Genomic DNA, 18,748 nt, shown 5'->3' on the forward strand with positions numbered 1-18,748 from the left:
ATTGGAGTCGCTATATGCCAACCTCGCGAGTGATCGCAGTACAAATGTGCTCGGTTATGAAACCTGAAGACAACTTCTTACAATTGAAGCATTGGCTTAGTCAATGTGAGTTTAATTTCCCTACATTAGTTTGCCTGCCAGAAACATGGTTGGCATTTATGAAAACTGCAGGGCAATCTTTCGAGTTATCAAAGCATTATGAGTATTGGTTGACCAAGCTAGGGCAGCTATGTCGAGAGTATAATATTTGGCTTGCTGCAGGGACGATGCCCGTTAGCAATGGTTTGGATAAATATTATGCAGCAAGTTTTTTGCTGAACGAACAGGGAGAGGTGGTTGCTCGGTACAATAAAATCCACTTGTTTGACGCCGATGTTGCTGATGGTAGTGGAGGGTATCGAGAGTCCAAATCAACGGTGCCCGGTAGCGATGTTGTGGTTGTTGATAGTCCATTTGGCAGGATAGGTCTGAGCGTATGTTATGATCTGCGCTTTGCAGGACTATATCAAGTGATGCGTCAATTAGGCGCTGAAATTTTTTTAGTACCAAGCGCTTTTACAACCGTGACAGGGCAAGCGCACTGGACTCCTTTGTTGCAGGCTCGAGCGATAGAAAATCAATGCTATATCGTTGCGGCTGCGCAATTTGGTGAACATGAAAATGGCCGCAAAACGTATGGACATAGCCTAATATTATCACCATGGGGTGAAATTATGGCTGATGCACAACAAGCGCTGGGGAGCATAAGTGCAGAACTAGACTTAACGCAACTGCATAAGCTTCGAGCCGATATGCCAGTACAGGTCCACAACAGATTTAAGAGTGAGTTTTATGAATAATGTCGAACAGCGTTTACTAACAGACAGCCAGCTCAATAGAGAGCAATTAGAGAAAACTTTAAGCTATATTCATCAACATAAAGTTGATTATGCTGATTTGTATTTTCAATCTAGCCATCACGAAACTTGGGTACTTGAGGATGGCTCAGTAAAAGAGGGCAGCTACAATATTGAGCGTGGTGTGGGAGTCAGGGCTGTTGCTGGTGAAAAAACGGGGTTCTCATACTCTGACGCGATTAACTTAGAAGCACTTAATAAAGCTGCGTTGGCAGCAAGAAGTATTGCTCAGGCTGGAGAAAGCAAAAAAGTGCAAGTGCTTAGTGAGGCGGCAATTACAACTCAGTTTGCCCCTGCACACCCTATCCAGAGTATGACCGATGCTGACAAGGTTGCTTTACTAAGAGAAGTAGAAAGCGCCATCCGAGATTTAGCTCCTGATGCCCAGCAAGTTGTTAGTTCTATCGCCGCTGTCTATGAAGAGGTGTTAATTGCAGCAAGCGATGGCACTTTCGCGACGGATATCAGGCCTTTGATTCGATTAAACTGTTCAGTACTGCTAGAGAAAAATGGTCGCCGAGAGCGAGGTAGTGCGGGTGGCGGGGCTCGCCTAGATTATGGTTACTTCAAGGAGTTAGTGAATGGCAAACCACGTTGGCTTGAATATGCACAAGAAGCCGTTCGCCAAGCTAAAGTAAATTTGCAGGCGGTAGATGCTCCCGCGGGGACGATGCCCGTTGTGTTGGGGGCAGGGTGGCCTGGTGTGTTACTACATGAAGCTGTGGGGCACGGTTTGGAAGGAGACTTTAACCGCAAAGGTGCGTCAGCATTCAGTGGAAAAGTGGGTGAAAAGGTTGCGTCTAGCCTTTGTACTGTTGTCGATGATGGCACGATGCTAAATCGTCGCGGCTCACTGAATATAGACGATGAAGGTACCCCGGCAAAGCGCAATGTATTAATCGAAAATGGCATCTTAAAAGGTTATATGCAAGATAAGTTAAATGCCCGTCTGATGGGAGTACAGCCGACAGGGAATGGGCGTCGTGAATCTTACGCTCACCTGCCAATGCCAAGGATGACAAATACGTATATGTTGCCAGGCAGTGATAGTAAAGCAGATATTATTACCAGTGTTAAAAAAGGTATATACGCTCCAAACTTTGGTGGGGGGCAAGTAGATATCACATCGGGCAAATTTGTATTTTCAGCATCAGAGGCTTACCTCATTGAAAATGGTAAAATTACCCAACCTATCAAAGGGGCAACGTTGATTGGTAATGGACCAGATGTGATGAATAAAATATCTATGGTGGGTAACGACTTAGAATTAGACAGAGGTGTTGGCGTTTGCGGTAAAGATGGTCAAAGTGTCCCTGTTGGAGTGGGTCAGCCTAGTTTAAAAATTGATGAAATCACGGTTGGGGGAACATCTTGAGATTGAGATCGTTACCCTTGAGTTAGGCCAGAATGTGATCAGGCTAGCCTAGCTCAGCAGTGACTACAAATGTGACTTATGTGGTTTGTACACGGTGAATGCTTTTATTCCCGCAGTGCCGATGATTTAGGTTGAGTCATAGCCACAAGAGAGAAACCTCTATTTAGTGATAATTACTCGTAATTTGGTACTTTTGAATTACTCTTTAATTTCTACTTAGCCAAATTTAAGAGTAATGGATATGTTTTTAACTAGGTTAATTTATGCAAGCACGATTGGTGAGCACTTTTCACAACACACAATAGAAGATATTCTGGAAACAGCCCGTCACAATAATGTTAAGCACAATATAACCGGCGTATTGTGCTTTAATTGTAGTTACTTTTTACAATGTTTAGAAGGTCCTAGAGCGGACGTTAATGAAACGTATAAACGAATTTTGAATGATGACAGGCATCACAATATTGTGATGCTAGATTATAGAGAAATAGATTCTAGGGAGTTTTCAGATTGGACTATGGGTTACATACCGAGCTCTACTATCTCTATCCCAATTAACTTAAAGTTCTCCGAGGCATCTGAATTTAATCCATATGCAATGTCAGGAGCAAGTGCGTATATGATGTTACTAGAATTAAAACATTCAGTACCAACGCTTTAATTCTAGTGGGGATATAAAATACCAACCTAAAAGCTGGTATTTTATATCAATGCCTATGGCATGATTGCTTCTTTAATATATTGAAATAACTCTTTATAGCCCTTAGCGGGCTTTTGAGTTTTGAACTCTTTACTGGCTTGCCTAACTAGTTGACGCATTTTTTGACGTTCGAGTGTCGGATATTGTTCAAGTAGCTCGTTGATTTTGCTATCACCTTGTTCAATTAACTCGTTTCGGATCAACTCCACTTTGTTAAGCAACACATCGGCTTGATTATTTTTATTGAGCATAACTGCGATGGCAGCTTCAATATCTTCTACATTTTCCGTTAATCGTAATGTTTTGGTTATGTAGTTTATATGACGCCTGTAGGCCTCTGACTTTTGGCGGATCTTGTCAGCAACGACCATAGCTTCCAGTAAATCATCCGTTAAAGGTAGCTTGTCGCGCTGCTTTTTGGGCATGCTTGCTAAGTCTTGTGCCAGTTGTTGATATTGCTGTGCATCTCGTTTGAGTTCACTTTTAGAGACGTAAATAATTTCTTCTTCGATGTCAGGTTTGTTTTGCTTAGCCATGATCTATTCAGGTTTACCGATTTATACCTCAGTATACCAATTTTATAGCATAAATGCTTTGTCATAATGGGGCGAACGTTTAGATGTGTGTTAGCATTAAATAAGCGTTAAATTACAAGAGATAGAAACGATGGTGCAATCTCAGCAACACCCAATTTATAATCAAATAGACGATGTTAAACAAGCTGTTTCAGAAGCGTTAAGTCACGCAAAAAAGCTTGGAGCAACGGCTGCTGAAGCGGCAATGTCCAGCACATCGGGTTTATCTGTCAGTACTCGCATGGGAGAAGTTGACACGATTGAGTTTAACCAAGATGGGGGCTTAGGAATTAGTGTTTATGTTGGCAACCATAAGGGAAACGCATCCACTGCGGACCTAAGCCCTGCGGCAATTAAAACGGTCGTAGAGAAAGCGATAGACATTGCAAAGTTTACCTCAGATGATCCTTGCAATGGCGTGGCTGATAAAGAGCTACTAGAAATGTCTCCACCCGATTTAGACTTATTTCACCCATGGGAAGTTACGCCGCAAGAAGGCATCGCATTGTGTTTAGAAGCAGAGAAAGCAGCGTTAGATTCAGATAAGCGTATTGTAAACTCCGATGGTGCAAGCTTTTCGAGCCATCAAGGCTTGAGAGTATATGGTAATAGTCACGGGCTTATAGCGGGCTTTCCTCGTACCCGCCACACATTAAGCACGGTTGTGATAGGTAAAGACGGTGAGCAAATGCAACGTGATTCAGCTTACACAATTTCTCGAGAGAAAAAAGGTCTAAAAGCAGCCAGAGAGATTGGTTTAGAAGCTGCAGAAGCAACTTTAGCGCGGTTGAACAGCCAAAAGCTTTCAACGATGAAAACGCCCGTTGTATTTCGTGCCGATATTGCAAATAGCTTATTTGGTCACTTAGTCTCGGCCATTGGTGGTGGGGCTTTATATCGCAAGTCTAGCTTTTTACTGGATCACCTAGGCAAACAAGTTTTTAACTCGTGTGTCAACGTGGTTGAGCGCCCCCATTTACTCAAAGGGCTCGCCTCAAGTCCATTCGATAGTGAAGGTGTAAAAACGGTCGACCGAGATATTATTCACGGTGGCGAATTGCGTACGTATTTATTGGCCAGTTATGCTGCTCGCAGGCTTGGTATGAGTGCAACTGGACATGCAGGTGGGATCCACAATTGGCTTGTACAACAAACACATGATGATTTATCTGAGCTCTTAAATGAAATGGGAACAGGACTGTTGGTTACGGAACTAATGGGCCAAGGAGTGAGCACGGTAACGGGGGATTATTCACGCGGTGCTGGTGGTTTTTGGGTTGAAAATGGACAAATTCAATATCCTGTTAGTGAAATTACAATCGCAGGTAATTTGAAAGATATGTTTCAAAATATTCAAGGGATTGGTGGTGATATAGAGTACAGAGGGAGTGTGCAAACAGGATCGGTACTCATAGAATCTATGCAAGTAGCAGGAGCTTAGTTTAAAAGGAGCAATCGCTCCTTTTTTACATTTAAACCAAGAACCAAGTTGCGGTACCAAGAAAAGCGAATATCCCAACAATATCAGTGACGGTGGTGAGTACCACGCTGCCTGCAAGGGCTGGGTCAATGTTCATACGCTTTAAAATAATTGGGATACTGGCTCCAGCAATACCTGCTGCGAGTAAGTTCATGAACATTGCAAACGCGATAACGGCACCAAGTACAAAGTCCCATTGCCATAAGGCGACAACCCCCGCGATTAAAATTGACCACAAAATGCCATTTAGTGCGCCGATAGCCAGCTCTTTACCAAGGATAAAACGTTGGTTAGTTTGATTAATATGACCTAGTGCAATACCACGGATCACTAGCGTTAATGTTTGGCTGCCAGCCACACCACCCATACTGGGCACTATGCCATTTAATACCGCGAGAAACGGTAAAATATCAAGGGTGCTTTCAAAAAAGCTTGCCACAAAAGCAGCTAACAAAGCAGTTAATAAGTTTATCCCAAGCCAAATAGAGCGCTTTTTAGAGCTTTTGAATACGGGAGCAAAGGTATCTTCCTCGTCATCAAGACCCGCCATGCTCATTAAACTATGCTCGGCATCTTCGCGAATAACATCAACTATATCGTCAATGGTTATACGACCAAGCAAGTGAGCATTATCATCAACCACCGCAGCTGAAATCCAGTTATGACGTTCGAAAAGCTGCGCCACTTCTGTTTCATCCATGGTGATGGGAATTGACTCTTTATCGGTATCCATTAATTCACTGACAAGCTTATCGGGTGAGTTGGTCAGTAAACTGTTCAGTGATAGGGCGCCTATGAAGCAATTGTCTTTATCTACGACATAAAGGTCATCGGTTCCATCTGGTAATGCTCCTCTGAGGCGTAAATAGCGTAATACAACATCCAAAGATACATCAGGTCGTATAGTGACCGTGTCGGTATTCATTAGAGCGCCAGCAGAACGCTCTTGATAGGATAAGGCTTGCGTTGCACGCTCACGATCCTGTGAATCCATAGCGCCAACAACGTCTTGATAGACGGTTTCAGGCAAGCTACGTAATACTTCACCAAGGTCATCGTCGTCCATGTCTTCGGTGGCTGCAGCGATTAGCTCAGGTTCCATCTGAACAATAATGCTCAGACGTACATCTTCAGAGAGTTCTTCGAGAACATCACCCTGAATATCGGGATCAACGAGTTGCCATAGCTGACGGCGAACTTTGTGTGGAGACGACTCTAAAAGTAAAGCTGTATCACAAGGAGCGGTTTCAGCTAGAATGCGCCTGACTTGAACAAACTGCCCACTATTTAAAGCCTGCGTTACTTGTTGCAGTTGTTGCAGTGTATAGTCTTGTTCAAGGGCTTCTGGCATAGGCTTCCTTCAATATAATCGTTTTTATAATGTCAGTGCCTAAAGGAATAGCTGAAGAGCCAGCCAAGATATGATTTGAAAAGTTAGGCACACTTCACGTTTTAGAGTTTAACGTAAATTTTGACAGCTTACCAAGCCCTAGGAGAATTTTAATTATTTATAAGGGTAAGCTAACTTATTCTTGTTCATAAAACTTTTGTGCGATTAACTCTCCAACAGCTTGCAGTGCACCTTGCGCATCAGGGCCATCACAAACCACTTTAACTTCTTTACCCTGACTACTTTCAAGTAGGAGTAAAGCCAAAACGCTATTCCCTGCGGCAGATTTTTCATCTTGATACAGAGTGATTTGCGCATCAAATTTAACAGCCAACTGCGCTAATACAGAGGCAGCACGCGCATGCAAGCCGCATTTATTTTGAATTAAAAAAGTATCTTCACAACGCATAGGTTACGTATCTTGTTCTCTGTGGCGGATCTTAATGTTGGAATGGGTACGAGCAAAACTCTCGCCGATTGTTTGCGCTAAGTAAACAGAGCGGTGTTGACCGCCAGTGCAGCCAATAGCAATGGTTAAGTAACTGCGATTATTACGCTCTAGATGAGGCAACCAAGTTTGCACAAAGGTTTGAATTTGCCAGGTGAATTTTTGCACAATGCTGTGGCTCGCCAAATAGTCTTTAACAGGCTGATCGAGTCCCGTTAATGGCTTAAGTTCTGGTTCCCAGTGTGGGTTTGGTAAAAAACGTGCGTCAAACACGTAGTCTGCCTCTTTTGGGATGCCATGTTTAAAGCCGAAAGATTGAAAAGTGACAATAAGTTGTTTGTCTTTTTTACCTAAAATGCGCTCACGTATGGTCTCTGCAAGTTGGTGTACGCTGAGTTCACTGGTATCAATTAACACATCTGCACGGGTTGTCAGTACGTCAAGTAGCTTTTTTTCTTCGCGTATGGCTAAGTCCAATGGAAGATCATGCATGGATAGTGGGTGTAAGCGCCGTGTTTCAGAGAAGCGTCGAATGAGCGTGTTATCGTCACTATCTAGATAGAATAGCATTGGGTTAGCAAACCCAGGGAGGTACTCTAAAATATCATTAAAATCTTGCTGCTCTTTTGGTAGGTTACGTACATCGATACTAACAGCGATTTTGTCGTAGTTATCCGATACGCTGCGCACTAAAGAGGGTAATAGATTGACTGGGATATTATCGACACAATAATAGCCTAAGTCTTCTAATACGCGCAACGCTACTGATTTACCTGAACCAGAGCGACCGCTAATGATGATTAATTCCACTATGCTTCTCCTGGTCACCTAATCTGCAGAGGCTATAATGGCATAAAGTTCCTCATCATTACCAGCGTTCCTTAACTGCTTACAAAACTCTTTGTTATTTAATTTCTCAGCAATCGCGGCTAAGGTCTTCAAATGCTGCTCATTATCGCCATCTGGCACGATGAGTGCGAGGAAGATATCCACTGGTCTATTATCAATAGCATCAAAGGGAATGCCTTGTTGGTTAACCAGTAACATTGCAGTGACCTGCTCTATGCCATCAATCCGGCCATGTGGAATCGCAATACCTTTACCTATACCTGTACTGCCCAGCTTTTCTCTGCTCATTAAAGCATTAAGAATATCATGGGGGTTCAAGTGAGGAAGTTGCTCGTGCGCCAGCTCGCTGATGTATTCGAGAACACGTTTTTTGCTATTAAAAAGGACTGCAGCTTTGGTGCAGTCCTTGTTTACTATAGAGCTTAATTTCATGATTAGTGTCGAATAAGCTTCTCTTTGTGCTTAATAACTTGACGGTCCAATTTATCTATTAAACCGTCGATTGCAGCGTACATGTCTTGATGTTCGGTTGAAGCAAAGAGTTCTCCACCATTAACGTGCAAAGTAGCCTCAGCTTTTTGTACAAGCTTTTCAACATCTAAGATTACATGCACATTGTTAATATGATCAAAGTGCCTTTCTAGCTTCGCAAACTTGTTGTTTACATAGTCTCTTAATGAATCGGTGATTTCTACGTGACGACCAGTTAAATTTAGTTGCATAAGCATTTTCCTTCTTTGGTAATACGTCTAAATCAGGCTTTTGCGCTGATTGGACGGTGGAATGGCTAACGACTCCCGATATTTTGCTATGGTACGTCGGGCCACCTTAATTCCTTGCTCCGCTAATATATCCGCAATCTTACTATCGCTTAATGGTTTAGCTGTATTTTCTGCGGCAATTAGCTTCTTGATAAGTGCTCGAATCGCTGTTGAAGAGCACTCACCTCCGTTTTCTGTACTAACATGGCTTGAGAAGAAATATTTCAACTCAAAAATGCCCCTGGGTGTGTGCATGTATTTTTGTGTGGTAACACGAGAGATAGTGGACTCGTGCATTTCAACCATTTCAGCCACATCGTTTAACACCATAGGTCGCATTGCTTCTGGGCCATGTTCAAAGAATGCCTGTTGTTGTTGAACAATGCAATTAGTAACTTTCATTAATGTTTCATTTCTGCTTTCTAAACTTTTAATGAACCATTTTGCTTCTTGTAAGTGTGAGCGAATAAACTGACTATCAGTGCTGGATTTAACCGAACGAGACATGGCTGCGTAATGGTCGTTAACACGGATTTTTGGCATACAGTCAGGGTTGAGCTCCACAACCCAACGGCCCTTTACTTTTTTAACAGAAACGTCAGGAATAACATACTCTGATTCTTCTCGAATAATACTAGAAGCGGGCTTTGGGTTGAGTGTATGAATTAAAGTCATGACCTCTTTCAAATCATTCTCTTTGAGCTTTGTTTTTTTCATCAAGGTTCGGTAGTCACGACTAGCCAATAAGTCGATGTGCTCATTGAGAATCATTTTGGTTTCATTTAACCAAGGGGTATTTGGGTCAAATTGATTGAGTTGTATGCATAAACACTCTTGTAGTGTGCGAGCACCTATTCCAATTGGGTCAAATAGCTGGATCCGTTTCAGTACAGCCTCTACTTCATCAAGCTCAATCGGCTCACCACTGTTGCCATCATTTAAGCTCTCTAGAATGTCTTCAGTACTGAGAGTCAGCGTACCGTTATCATCAATTGCTTCAACTATCGCTACAGCAATACCCCGATCAGTGGGACTAAATGGGGTTAGCTCTAGTTGCCACATTAAATATTCATGGAGTGTTTCAGTTGTTTCACCTTGATATATGGTTTCGTCTTCGGGCATTGGGCCGCTGCTTGCAGCAGGGGCGGCACTCATATACTCATCCCACGTGACATCCATGGCAAGCTCATCACTGAGTGTTTCTTTGGTTAGCGCTGAATCAGAGTCCATTTCATAGTCACTGATGGCCTCAACCTCTTGATTGTCCGTTTGTGTATCATCACGACTGTCATCTTTACCATTTTTTTCTTGGTCACTGCTATGGGTCTCTGGATCAGAGTCCGACTCATCGACTTCAAGAAGCGGGTTGCTATCCAGCGCTTCTTGAATTTCTTGCTGTAAATCCAGCGTGCTCAACTGCAGTAGGCGAATAGCCTGCTGTAGTTGCGGTGTCATGGTAAGTTGCTGCCCCATGCGCAGCTGTAATGATTGCCTCATGTACCTTTAACAATCCTTCTTGTTCTTTGTTATTAGTGTGACTAAGCGTACATTAACTATAGCTTGAATTGCTCACCAAGGTAGACATCTCTGACCGTTTGATCCGCTAAAACATGTTCAGGGGTACCAGAAGCGATGAGTTCTCCGTGTGATACAATGTAAGCTTTTTCACATACATCAAGGGTTTCTCGAACATTGTGGTCGGTAATAAGTACGCCTATGCCTCTATTTTTTAAATGCTCAATAATTTTCTTTATATCTAACACTGAAATAGGATCAACACCAGCAAAAGGCTCATCTAACAGGATAAATTTTGGATTTGCGGCTAAAGCGCGAGCAATTTCTACCCTGCGACGTTCACCACCTGATAATGCCATACCTAAGCTGTCTCTGATATGTTGAATATTAAATTCATCGAGCAGTTCATTTAAAACCTGTTCACGAGCTACTTTATTGAGAGAATTACGAGTCTCCAGTATCGCCATTAAATTTTGATAAACTGTCAGTTTTCTAAAAATGGATGATTCTTGTGGTAAATAGCCAATACCTAATCGAGCACGGTTATGCATCGGCAGTAAAGTGATGTCGTGGTCGTTAATACACACAGAGCCATGATCGCTAGGAACCAGCCCCACTATCATATAAAAACTAGTCGTTTTCCCTGCGCCATTGGGGCCAAGTAGGCCAACGATACTGCCAGCTTCAACGCTTAGGCTGACATTTTTAACAACTTGTCGTCCTTTATAGCTTTTCGCCAATGCGGTTGCAGTTAATACACTCATAGTTAGTTACCTTGGCCAGCTTGTTTGGCTTTTTTTTCAGGGACCAATATAGTGTGTACGCGAGCACTATCTTGTTCACCACGCTCGGCGCTAATCAGTTGCTTATCCATGTCGTAGGTGATTGCTTGTGCTTGAATAATCTGTCCTGCTTGGTTGATGGTTGCATTCCCTTTTATTTCTAAGGTGCGGTTGGCAACATCGTAGCGTATTTCCATAGCGCTGGCTGACAAAGTCGTTCCATCTGGTTGTTTTTCGCTAAAGCGCGCAGGTGAGCCTGTAGCAACGAGTAACTGCTTGTTGTCGCCGAGTTCTTCGCGGCGGTGTACCTCGAGCCTATCTGCATTGATTGTTCGGTTACCGTGAATAATTTCAACATTTTGCTCAAAAATGCCAATATTCGTTTTAAGCTGAGCTTGTTGCTTGCCTGCTTTGATAGAAACTTCATTCGCCATGGTCGTTTGTTGAGCAAAACTTGGCTGGCAGAGTATTGTTCCTAAAAGTATGGCAGTGATAAATAGTTTATTGGTCATAATAAATGGTTCGAGTGTGGTTTATTAGTTCAATGATATCAGTATTCAAATCAGCATTGAGGCCTTTACCGGTAATTTTTAAACTTGGGCCGGTGATCTCAACTGGCCGCTCTGATTGCATCAGCCGTTCGTCTATTTCAACACGAATGTTGTCCGCTTTTATTAGCGTTATCATTGCACCGGAAGTTAAATTTTTAGCTTCTACGTTGCCTTCTAACATTAATGTATTATTTTCATACAGTGTGGCCTCGGTAGATGAAATCAGCCAGTTCTGTGGTCCGTTATATAGTGTAAATACTGGCATCGTAAAATGGCTAAAGCCAAGCTCTTGATAAAGCTCCATTTTATCAGCGGTTACAGTATAACTACGAATTCCTGCTTCATTATATGAGGTTTGCTCTAGTTGTGTTGCAATATAATCTGGTTTGGCGATAACATCACTTTGATTGCGTACTTTGGGGGTTGTTTGTGTCAAGTAAGGGTACCAAAGCCAGAGCATTGCAGCGATAAAGACGACAAACAGGGCAACACGGTTGCTACTCATATATCAGCTCTCCTGTGCTGCATACTACAGTAGAGGTGATAAAATGAATCAACAATGAACCAAGGTAATCTTCAGTTTCAGCCGCTACCGCTGTCGTCATTTATAATACTCCCGCCCGCAATAAATCTTGAGTATTGAGCGCGCCAATAGGGCGCTTGTTGTCATCTATGACAACTAAACCATTGATTCGTTTCGTTTCCATTATATTGAGTGCTTCTGCGGCTAACATATCCTCACGCGCAGTTGTACAATTAATGGTCATCGCTTTATGGATGGGTGTTGTGTGTAAATCAATTCGTTGTTCGATAATGCGCCGTAAATCACCGTCAGTGAAAATGCCAACAAGCCTTTCTTGTTCATCTACCACAGTAGTCATTCCAAGGCCCTTTGCAGACATTTCAAATAATGCATCTTTGATAGTACTTAGATGTGAAACCACAGGTACCTGATCTGCTTTATGCATAATTTCACTTAAAGTTAACAGTAAGCGTTTGCCAAGTGCGCCTCCTGGGTGAGACAAAGCGAAATCATCAGCAGTAAACCCTTTGGCTTCTAGCAATGCAACAGCCAAGGCATCTCCCATCACGAGTGTTGCGGTGGTGCTGGCTGTAGGGGCTAGTCCAAGAGGGCAAGCTTCTTGCGACACAGCCACACATAAATGGATGTCAGATAGTTTAGCCATCGAAGATTGAGGGTTACCAGTCATGGCGATGGTTTTTGCCCCAATGCGTTTTATCACTGGGATAATATTGAGTACTTCACTGGTCTCGCCAGAGTTTGAAATGAGTAATACAACATCATGTTTTGTGATCATACCAAGATCACCATGGCTTGCTTCGCCTGGGTGAACAAAAAATGCGGGCGTGCCCGTACTTGCAAAAGTGGCTGCAATTTTATTACCGATATGGCCAGATTTACCCATACCCACCACTATCGTTCTTCCCTGACAGTCATAGATTGCTTGGCATGCCTGAGCAAAGTATTGATCTATATGCTGGCCTATTTCCGCGATGGCCTGTTGTTCAATCGCTATGACTCGTAGTGCGGTATCAGTAAACTGCTTTGATAACATGATGAAAACCCTAGATAATGTAGAACATATAGCCAATAAATGCCGTGAGTAAAAGGCCACCTTCAATGCGGTTAATACGGCGACTGCCAGTAAAGCTCAAACTCATCAAAACCAAAGCAAATGTAGCGCCCAGCATGATATAGATATCTCGTCCTGCAATATCAATGTCTATATCAGAAGGGTTGATTATCCCTGCAATCGATAAAACGGCTAGTATATTGAAGATATTAGAGCCAATTATGTTACCAAGCGCAAGATCATCTTCTTGTTTAAGTACCCCAGCAATACAGGCCGCGAGTTCAGGTAAACTGGTACCAATGGCAATGATCGTTAGACCAATTAATAAATCACTCATACCAAAGTACTTGGCAATATCTACGGCTGCATCAATTAAATAGCTAGAGCTTACAGGCAATACAATCATCCCCACAATGAGCCAAAATAAAGCTTTGCTGGTGGGAATGTTGTCAGGCACTTCATCACAGGCTTCACTAATCAAGGGGTCTGCATCGGCTCCACCTTTTTTAGTAATGACGATTAATATTAGCAAAAAGCAAATAAATCCTGCTAACAAAGCGGCACCTTCGAGTAAGCTAAAGTGATTGTCACTAACGATAAACCAAGCAGCTAAAGAAACCATTATCAGTAACGGCATTTCCCTTTTTAAAATGCCTGAACTGACCGATAGCGGTCTTAACAATGCGGTAATTCCGAGTACTAATAAGATATTAGCTATATTTGAACCAACGGCATTACCTACTGCTGTATCTGTTTTATCTGCCAGTGCGGCTTGGGCTGCAACCATCATTTCTGGTGCAGATGAGCCCATTGCTACGATAGTTAAACCAACAATGAGGGTTGGTACTCCAAAGTTACGAGCCAGTGCTGCAGCACCAAAAACGAATCGATCTGCACTCCAGACTAGGGCAGCGAACCCTAGAACAAGAACAACAAAAGATAAAAGCATAAAAAGCGAGGCCATTGTTAAAGTTACAATGACGCAAATAGTATCAAATGCATACTCAAAAGTATAAGCAAAAGAGGTGTTTTAGTTATTATGTAGCGCGTTGTTCAAGCACTCATTAGACATGATATATTACAAAATTTTACGAAATCCTTTTTCCTAAAGAAGGCAAAAAAACGTATCATGTCACAATTAGTAAATGTAGATCTGGAGAGCGACTTGTCGCAAGCAATTGTAGAGGTCAAGGATGTAACTTTCACCCGGGGTGATAGAGTCATCTATAAAAACATGAGTTTCTCCGTACCAAAAGGAAAAATTACCGCCATTATGGGCCCCAGTGGTATCGGTAAAACTACCATGCTGCGTTTAATTGGTGGTCAGTTAAAACCTGATAACGGCGATATATTATTCGAAGGGCAGAGTATTCCAAGCATGTCTCGTAAAGCGCTTTATGATGTGCGAACCAAAATGAGTATGTTATTTCAAAGTGGCGCACTGTTCACTGATATGTCGGTTTTCGATAATGTTGCGTTTCCACTACGAGAGCATACCCAGCTCAGTGAAGATTTGATCCGTTTAGTTGTTTTAATGAAACTACAAGCCGTAGGCTTACGTGGTGCTAAAGATTTAATGCCCTCAGAGTTGTCAGGTGGTATGGCTAGGCGAGCAGCACTCGCCAGAGCAATAGCATTAGACCCTGAATTGATAATGTATGATGAACCCTTTGCTGGACAAGACCCAATCTCAATGGGAGTGTTAGTGAAGCTAATAAAGTCACTTAATGAAGTTTTGGGGTTATCATCTTTAATTGTGACACATGATGTGAATGAAGTTTTGAGCATTGCAGATCATGTCGTGATCATTGCAGAACAAGGGGTTATTGGCAGTGGTACACCGCAGCAGATGCAGCAGCACGAATCCGATTTAGTGCAACAGTTTCTCAAAGGCCTATCTGATGGACCTGTTCCCTTTCATTATCAAGCACAAGACTATCAAGATGAGCTACTATCAGGGAGTCAACGGTGATAGATTTCTTTCAATCAATAGGTCATAAAACGCTTAGCCGATTTGCATCAGTAGGCAGGGCAACGCGTATGTTAATTGGCGCACTAGTGAGTGTGCCAGACTTTAGAAAAGGGCCTGCATTGCTAATTCGCCAGCTTTACATGGTTGGGCATCAGTCGTTGCTTATAATCATGGTATCTGGATTGTTTATTGGTATGGTTTTAGCGCTTCAGGGCTACACAGTACTGGTGGGCTATGGCGCCGAAGATAGCTTAGGTCCGCTGGTAGCGTTGAGTTTGCTAAGAGAGTTGGGGCCTGTTGTTACTGCATTGCTGTTTGCAGGTCGAGCTGGGAGTGCTTTAACGGCAGAGATTGGCTTAATGAAAGCAACAGAGCAGCTCTCAAGCTTAGAAATGATGGCGATTGATCCACTGAGAAGAGTTATTTCGCCACGCTTTTGGGCTGGCTTTATTAGTATGCCTTTGCTCGCATTGATTTTTTCAGCAGTTGCAATCTTAGGAGCACATCTGGTCGGAGTTGACTGGCTGGGTGTTGATTCCGGCAGTTTTTGGTCAATTATGCAGTCTCAGGTGTCTTTTGAAAAAGATATCTTAAACGGGATGATCAAAAGCTTTGTATTTGCGCTTATCGTGACATGGATTGCGCTGTATAAGGGTTATGACTGTATTCCAACATCAGAGGGGATCAGTAAAGCAACGACTGAAACAGTAGTCCACTCTTCATTGGCAGTTTTAGGTTTCGACTTTTTATTAACTGCTGTGATGTTTTCAGGTTAAAAGGTTTTAAAAACAAATGAATACACGGAAAATTGAAATATTAGTAGGCTTGTTTGTGGCACTGGGTGTAGCCGCATTCGCCGTATTGGCTTTAAAAGTGGCAAACTCAGGTATCTCTGGTAGTGGTGAAACTTATACACTTAATGCCAAGTTCGAGAATATCGGCTCTTTGAAAACTCGTGCACCTATAAAAGTAGGTGGTGTGGTTATTGGTCGTGTAGAAGGGATCAGCATTCACCCTCAAGAATTTGTTCCTGTTGTTGCTATGAGTATCGACTCAAGTTACGAGTGTCAGTTTTCGGATACGTCATCTGTCTCTATTCTGACTTCGGGGATCTTAGGTGAGCAATATTTGGGTATTTCTCCTGTGATAGCGTCTGACTCTGCTAAGCAAACTTGTCTGGGTAACGAAGTGACCAATGCAAGTTCTGAACTAGACGATTTGTTTGGTGTACAAAGCAAGGCATTAAAAGATGGTGATCTAGTGACAGATACCAAGTCAGCACTGGTTTTGGAAGAATTAATCGGACAGTTTTTATTTAACCAAGGTAGTGAGTAATTGTCATGTTAGGAAGAGTTTTAATTGCTATTGCGGCGCTGTGGTTCAGTTCGATTAGCTCGGCGAACGAGCCGGTTGACTTGAATGACCCATACAAAATGGTACAGCAAGTTGCGGATAATACGTTTAAGCGTATCACCAGAGATCAAGAGGCGATCACCGAAAGCAAAGAGCACCTGCGTGTCATCGTTGAGCAAGAGTTATTACCTTATATTGACTATAAATATGCGGCATATCGTGTATTAGGTAGTTACATTCAAAAAGTAAGGAATATCTCAAACAAAGAAGAAAAGGCGCAAGCCATTGAGCACATTAAGCAATTCATAGAGGTGTTTAAAAACTATCTGGTGGCAACCTATGCGGGTGTATTCACGCAATACACTAATCAGCATGTTGAGTTCTCTCCCGCGAAAGACTTTGCCGGTGACCAAGTCGCCATCGTAAAAACAACGATTGTAGAACCAGGCAAGCCTGATATCAAAATTGATTTTAAAGTGCGCAGAGACTCAAATAATGAGTGGCGTGCTTATGATATGATGGCTGAAGGAATTAGCTTGTTAGATGCAAAGCAGTCAGAACTACATGGTATTCTGCGTCAGCAGGGTATAGAGCACGTAATTGAACTTTTAGATAAAAAAAGCCGCTTACCTGTGCAGTTTAGGGGGGATGATGGCAGCAAGTAAAGTTCAGTTCAAACAGCTTGAGAATGATCTTGTTCAAGTTAGTGGTGAATTGACGAGAAATAGCCTAAACGATGAACGACTTCTTAACCAACAGATAGAAAACGTGCAGTCAGTGCGTTATTTTGACCTTTCTGAGGTTTCTAGGGTTGACACAGCGGGCTTAGCTTGGTTAATTCACTCTTTAGGTAAATTGCAGCAGCAAGGCAAACGTCTTGAGCTTAAAAATATACCTACCCAGCTCCATAATTTAATGGCGCTCGGGCAGGTATCGAACTTATTTGAGTGAGTCTAATGGAAACAAACCAAGTCGAAACTTTATTAAAAGAAACCCTATCTTTAGAAGAAGTCATAGTAAAAGCCAATGGTAGTCACTATGAGGTGATAGCGGTAGGGGAGTGTTTTGACGGGTTGAGCCGCGTTAAAAAGCAACAGCTGGTTTATGGTCCCCTAATGGCAAGCATCTCTGATGGGACAATCCATGCTGTAAGCATTAAAGCATTCACGCCAACAGAGTGGCAAAGAGAACGCAAATTCATTTTACCGCAATAACGGAGTCACAATGGATCAATTTGTTATCCAAGGTGGCACTACTTTGGCGGGTGAGGTCACAATTTCAGGTGCTAAAAATGCAGCTTTGCCGATTTTATTCGCTGCTTTGCTAGCGGACGGCGTCAGCCACTTTTCCAACGTACCGCAACTAAGAGATATTGGCACTACCGAAGCGCTGTTAAAAACGTTAGGTGCGGGCATTAAATGGCAAGGCGATGTGCTGCAAGTAGATGGCAGCACAGTAGATAAAGTGCTTGCACCATATGAGTTAGTAAAACAAATGCGTGCTTCAGTGTTAGCGCTGGGGCCATTACTTGCGCGTTTTGGTGAGGCGCAAGTTTCTTTACCTGGTGGGTGTGCGATTGGGGCGAGGCCCGTTGATATTCACATTCGTGGCCTTGAAAAGATGGGCGCGACTATAAGTGTTGATAATGGTTACATTAACGCACAAGTAAATGGGCGCTTAAAAGGCGCTGAAATTTACATGGAAATGGTGAGTGTTGGCGCGACCGAAAATTTACTGATGGCTGCCACTTTGGCTGATGGTATAACGGTATTAGAAAATGCTGCACGAGAGCCAGAGATAGTTAATTTAGCTGATTGTTTAACCGCTATGGGGGCGAAGATCACAGGTGCCGGAACAAGCCGTATTGAAATTCAAGGCGTTGAAAAATTGAACGGCTGTGAGCATAAAATTTTACCTGATAGAATAGAGACTGGCACATTTTTGGTTGCTGCGGCAATGGCCAAAGGTGAAGTGCTGTGCAAAAACACCGATCATGTCAGTTTAGAGCCTGTGTTAGATAAGCTACGCGCTGCGAATGCGCTGGTTGAGGTTAACGGTGATAGCATTTATTTAGATATGAGAGAGCGTAATCTGGCTGCTGTTAATATCAAGACTATGCCACACCCTGGTTTTCCAACGGATATGCAAGCGCAATTTACGGCATTAAACGTGGTCGCTCAAGGGAGTGCAACGATAACGGAAACCATTTTTGAGAACCGTTTTATGCATGTGCCTGAATTACAACGTATGGGTGCCAATATTCGTTTAGAAGGTAATACCGCGATTTGTGGTGATACAGACAAGCTCAGTGGCGCTCAGGTTATGGCAACCGACTTAAGGGCATCTGCGAGTCTTATTCTGACCGGTATTGTGGCAAGCGGAGAAACGATTGTTGACCGTATCTATCACGTTGATAGAGGTTACCAACGTATTGAAAACAAGTTGAGTCAGTTAGGTGCAAAAATAAAGCGCAGACACAATTAACTTTATCAGCATAAAAAAAGCG

General features: G+C 42.7%; 23 protein-coding genes. 11 read left to right on the plus strand and 12 right to left on the minus strand.

What is annotated here, in order from left to right; genetic code table 11:
* Nucleotides 1–14: 14 nt before the first annotated feature.
* The 3 genes from GDK41_RS01470 (at nucleotide 15) to GDK41_RS01480 (ending at nucleotide 2,932) form a co-directional block, all read left to right on the plus strand.
* Nucleotides 15–839: a carbon-nitrogen hydrolase family protein gene (locus GDK41_RS01470; protein WP_152084742.1), complete on the plus strand. Its 825-nt coding sequence runs from the start codon at nucleotides 15–17 to the stop codon at nucleotides 837–839.
* Nucleotides 832–2,271 carry a metalloprotease TldD gene (gene tldD / locus GDK41_RS01475; protein WP_152084743.1) on the plus strand — a complete coding sequence of 480 codons (1,440 nt, stop codon included), beginning with the start codon at nucleotides 832–834 and terminating at the stop codon, nucleotides 2,269–2,271. The genes GDK41_RS01470 and tldD overlap by 8 nt, the downstream gene beginning before the upstream one ends.
* Before the next feature lie 241 nt (nucleotides 2,272–2,512).
* Nucleotides 2,513–2,932, plus strand: a complete 420-nt coding sequence (locus tag GDK41_RS01480) for a BLUF domain-containing protein (protein WP_152084744.1) — start codon at nucleotides 2,513–2,515, stop codon at nucleotides 2,930–2,932.
* Between the two features lie 53 nt (nucleotides 2,933–2,985).
* Here the strand turns inward: GDK41_RS01480 and yjgA are convergent, their stop codons facing one another.
* Entirely contained in the window at nucleotides 2,986–3,507 is a 522-nt protein-coding gene (gene yjgA, locus GDK41_RS01485; protein WP_152084745.1) for a ribosome biogenesis factor YjgA, read from the minus strand.
* A 130-nt stretch (nucleotides 3,508–3,637) separates the two neighbouring features.
* Between yjgA and pmbA the strand changes: the two genes are divergently transcribed.
* Nucleotides 3,638–4,987, plus strand: coding sequence for a metalloprotease PmbA (gene pmbA, locus GDK41_RS01490; RefSeq protein ID WP_152084746.1), 1,350 nt, complete (start codon nucleotides 3,638–3,640; stop codon nucleotides 4,985–4,987).
* A 31-nt stretch (nucleotides 4,988–5,018) separates the two neighbouring features.
* Here pmbA and mgtE read toward each other — a convergent pair whose 3' ends face one another.
* From mgtE to GDK41_RS01545, 11 genes are all read right to left on the minus strand, one after another.
* Nucleotides 5,019–6,377 (minus strand): magnesium transporter, encoded by a 1,359-nt coding sequence (gene mgtE / locus GDK41_RS01495; protein ID WP_152084747.1) that lies wholly within the window; start codon nucleotides 6,375–6,377, stop codon nucleotides 5,019–5,021.
* 175 nt (nucleotides 6,378–6,552) lie between these two features.
* Nucleotides 6,553–6,825, minus strand: a complete 273-nt coding sequence (locus tag GDK41_RS01500) for an HPr family phosphocarrier protein (RefSeq protein ID WP_152084748.1) — start codon at nucleotides 6,823–6,825, stop codon at nucleotides 6,553–6,555.
* A gap of 3 nt (nucleotides 6,826–6,828) precedes the next feature.
* The gene (rapZ, locus tag GDK41_RS01505; protein WP_152084749.1) at nucleotides 6,829–7,674 is read right to left on the minus strand and encodes an RNase adapter RapZ; all 846 of its coding nucleotides are present in this window, start codon (nucleotides 7,672–7,674) and stop codon (nucleotides 6,829–6,831) included.
* Between the two features lie 18 nt (nucleotides 7,675–7,692).
* Nucleotides 7,693–8,145: a PTS IIA-like nitrogen regulatory protein PtsN gene (ptsN, locus tag GDK41_RS01510; protein WP_152084750.1), complete on the minus strand. Its 453-nt coding sequence runs from the start codon at nucleotides 8,143–8,145 to the stop codon at nucleotides 7,693–7,695.
* A 2-nt stretch (nucleotides 8,146–8,147) separates the two neighbouring features.
* Nucleotides 8,148–8,435: a ribosome hibernation promoting factor gene (gene hpf, locus GDK41_RS01515; RefSeq protein ID WP_152084751.1), complete on the minus strand. Its 288-nt coding sequence runs from the start codon at nucleotides 8,433–8,435 to the stop codon at nucleotides 8,148–8,150.
* Between the two features lie 27 nt (nucleotides 8,436–8,462).
* Entirely contained in the window at nucleotides 8,463–9,971 is a 1,509-nt protein-coding gene (locus GDK41_RS01520) for an RNA polymerase factor sigma-54 (RefSeq protein ID WP_152084752.1), read from the minus strand.
* 56 nt (nucleotides 9,972–10,027) lie between these two features.
* Nucleotides 10,028–10,753, minus strand: coding sequence for an LPS export ABC transporter ATP-binding protein (gene lptB, locus GDK41_RS01525; protein WP_152084753.1), 726 nt, complete (start codon nucleotides 10,751–10,753; stop codon nucleotides 10,028–10,030).
* A gap of 2 nt (nucleotides 10,754–10,755) precedes the next feature.
* On the minus strand, nucleotides 10,756–11,283 hold the full coding sequence (gene lptA / locus GDK41_RS01530; RefSeq protein ID WP_152084754.1) for a lipopolysaccharide transport periplasmic protein LptA: 528 nt from the start codon (nucleotides 11,281–11,283) through the stop codon (nucleotides 10,756–10,758).
* Nucleotides 11,273–11,827, minus strand: coding sequence for an LPS export ABC transporter periplasmic protein LptC (gene lptC / locus GDK41_RS01535; RefSeq protein WP_152084755.1), 555 nt, complete (start codon nucleotides 11,825–11,827; stop codon nucleotides 11,273–11,275). Before lptC ends, lptA begins: the two co-directional genes overlap by 11 nt.
* A gap of 100 nt (nucleotides 11,828–11,927) precedes the next feature.
* Nucleotides 11,928–12,899: a KpsF/GutQ family sugar-phosphate isomerase gene (locus GDK41_RS01540; RefSeq protein ID WP_152084756.1), complete on the minus strand. Its 972-nt coding sequence runs from the start codon at nucleotides 12,897–12,899 to the stop codon at nucleotides 11,928–11,930.
* Between the two features lie 10 nt (nucleotides 12,900–12,909).
* A complete protein-coding gene (locus tag GDK41_RS01545) occupies nucleotides 12,910–13,866 on the minus strand; it encodes a calcium/sodium antiporter (protein ID WP_152084757.1) in 957 nt (318 codons plus the stop codon).
* 180 nt (nucleotides 13,867–14,046) lie between these two features.
* On the opposite strand from GDK41_RS01545, the gene mlaF reads away from it, so the two are divergent.
* From mlaF to murA, 7 genes are read left to right on the plus strand one after another with little or no spacing between them, the layout of a single operon-like run.
* Complete coding sequence (gene mlaF / locus GDK41_RS01550) at nucleotides 14,047–14,889, plus strand: phospholipid ABC transporter ATP-binding protein MlaF (protein WP_152084758.1); 843 nt, start codon at nucleotides 14,047–14,049, stop codon at nucleotides 14,887–14,889.
* Entirely contained in the window at nucleotides 14,889–15,665 is a 777-nt protein-coding gene (mlaE, locus tag GDK41_RS01555) for a lipid asymmetry maintenance ABC transporter permease subunit MlaE (protein WP_442960204.1), read from the plus strand. Before mlaF ends, mlaE begins: the two co-directional genes overlap by 1 nt.
* A gap of 16 nt (nucleotides 15,666–15,681) precedes the next feature.
* Nucleotides 15,682–16,224, plus strand: a complete 543-nt coding sequence (mlaD, locus tag GDK41_RS01560) for an outer membrane lipid asymmetry maintenance protein MlaD (protein ID WP_152084760.1) — start codon at nucleotides 15,682–15,684, stop codon at nucleotides 16,222–16,224.
* A gap of 5 nt (nucleotides 16,225–16,229) precedes the next feature.
* Nucleotides 16,230–16,907 carry an MlaC/ttg2D family ABC transporter substrate-binding protein gene (locus GDK41_RS01565; protein WP_152084761.1) on the plus strand — a complete coding sequence of 226 codons (678 nt, stop codon included), beginning with the start codon at nucleotides 16,230–16,232 and terminating at the stop codon, nucleotides 16,905–16,907.
* Nucleotides 16,894–17,193, plus strand: a complete 300-nt coding sequence (locus GDK41_RS01570; RefSeq protein ID WP_152084762.1) for an STAS domain-containing protein — start codon at nucleotides 16,894–16,896, stop codon at nucleotides 17,191–17,193. The genes GDK41_RS01565 and GDK41_RS01570 overlap by 14 nt, the downstream gene beginning before the upstream one ends.
* Before the next feature lie 5 nt (nucleotides 17,194–17,198).
* The gene (gene ibaG / locus GDK41_RS01575; protein WP_152084763.1) at nucleotides 17,199–17,456 is read left to right on the plus strand and encodes a BolA family iron metabolism protein IbaG; all 258 of its coding nucleotides are present in this window, start codon (nucleotides 17,199–17,201) and stop codon (nucleotides 17,454–17,456) included.
* A 10-nt stretch (nucleotides 17,457–17,466) separates the two neighbouring features.
* Complete coding sequence (murA, locus tag GDK41_RS01580) at nucleotides 17,467–18,726, plus strand: UDP-N-acetylglucosamine 1-carboxyvinyltransferase (RefSeq protein WP_152084764.1); 1,260 nt, start codon at nucleotides 17,467–17,469, stop codon at nucleotides 18,724–18,726.
* Nucleotides 18,727–18,748: the final 22 nt, after the last annotated feature.

This window comes from Pseudoalteromonas sp. A25 (assembly GCF_009176705.1).
Lineage (GTDB): Bacteria > Pseudomonadota > Gammaproteobacteria > Enterobacterales > Alteromonadaceae > Pseudoalteromonas.

What these genes read in the sequence shown, in the direction of transcription:
- GDK41_RS01565 (WP_152084761.1), top strand. Translation starts at nt 16,230, where the DNA reads ATGTTAGGAAGAGTTTTAATTGCTATTGCGGCGCTGTGGTTCAGTTCG.
- mlaF (WP_152084758.1), top strand. Translation starts at nt 14,047, where the DNA reads ATGTCACAATTAGTAAATGTAGATCTGGAGAGCGACTTGTCGCAAGCA.
- GDK41_RS01520 (WP_152084752.1), bottom strand. Translation starts at nt 9,971, where the DNA reads ATGAGGCAATCATTACAGCTGCGCATGGGGCAGCAACTTACCATGACA.
- GDK41_RS01480 (WP_152084744.1), top strand. Translation starts at nt 2,513, where the DNA reads ATGTTTTTAACTAGGTTAATTTATGCAAGCACGATTGGTGAGCACTTT.
- lptA (WP_152084754.1), bottom strand. Translation starts at nt 11,283, where the DNA reads ATGACCAATAAACTATTTATCACTGCCATACTTTTAGGAACAATACTC.
- GDK41_RS01470 (WP_152084742.1), top strand. Translation starts at nt 15, where the DNA reads ATGCCAACCTCGCGAGTGATCGCAGTACAAATGTGCTCGGTTATGAAA.
- yjgA (WP_152084745.1), bottom strand. Translation starts at nt 3,507, where the DNA reads ATGGCTAAGCAAAACAAACCTGACATCGAAGAAGAAATTATTTACGTC.
- hpf (WP_152084751.1), bottom strand. Translation starts at nt 8,435, where the DNA reads ATGCAACTAAATTTAACTGGTCGTCACGTAGAAATCACCGATTCATTA.
- mgtE (WP_152084747.1), bottom strand. Translation starts at nt 6,377, where the DNA reads ATGCCAGAAGCCCTTGAACAAGACTATACACTGCAACAACTGCAACAA.
- GDK41_RS01500 (WP_152084748.1), bottom strand. Translation starts at nt 6,825, where the DNA reads ATGCGTTGTGAAGATACTTTTTTAATTCAAAATAAATGCGGCTTGCAT.
- pmbA (WP_152084746.1), top strand. Translation starts at nt 3,638, where the DNA reads ATGGTGCAATCTCAGCAACACCCAATTTATAATCAAATAGACGATGTT.
- tldD (WP_152084743.1), top strand. Translation starts at nt 832, where the DNA reads ATGAATAATGTCGAACAGCGTTTACTAACAGACAGCCAGCTCAATAGA.
- GDK41_RS01570 (WP_152084762.1), top strand. Translation starts at nt 16,894, where the DNA reads ATGGCAGCAAGTAAAGTTCAGTTCAAACAGCTTGAGAATGATCTTGTT.
- ibaG (WP_152084763.1), top strand. Translation starts at nt 17,199, where the DNA reads ATGGAAACAAACCAAGTCGAAACTTTATTAAAAGAAACCCTATCTTTA.
- mlaD (WP_152084760.1), top strand. Translation starts at nt 15,682, where the DNA reads ATGAATACACGGAAAATTGAAATATTAGTAGGCTTGTTTGTGGCACTG.
- murA (WP_152084764.1), top strand. Translation starts at nt 17,467, where the DNA reads ATGGATCAATTTGTTATCCAAGGTGGCACTACTTTGGCGGGTGAGGTC.
- lptC (WP_152084755.1), bottom strand. Translation starts at nt 11,827, where the DNA reads ATGAGTAGCAACCGTGTTGCCCTGTTTGTCGTCTTTATCGCTGCAATG.
- GDK41_RS01540 (WP_152084756.1), bottom strand. Translation starts at nt 12,899, where the DNA reads ATGTTATCAAAGCAGTTTACTGATACCGCACTACGAGTCATAGCGATT.
- lptB (WP_152084753.1), bottom strand. Translation starts at nt 10,753, where the DNA reads ATGAGTGTATTAACTGCAACCGCATTGGCGAAAAGCTATAAAGGACGA.
- GDK41_RS01545 (WP_152084757.1), bottom strand. Translation starts at nt 13,866, where the DNA reads ATGCTTTTATCTTTTGTTGTTCTTGTTCTAGGGTTCGCTGCCCTAGTC.
- ptsN (WP_152084750.1), bottom strand. Translation starts at nt 8,145, where the DNA reads ATGAAATTAAGCTCTATAGTAAACAAGGACTGCACCAAAGCTGCAGTC.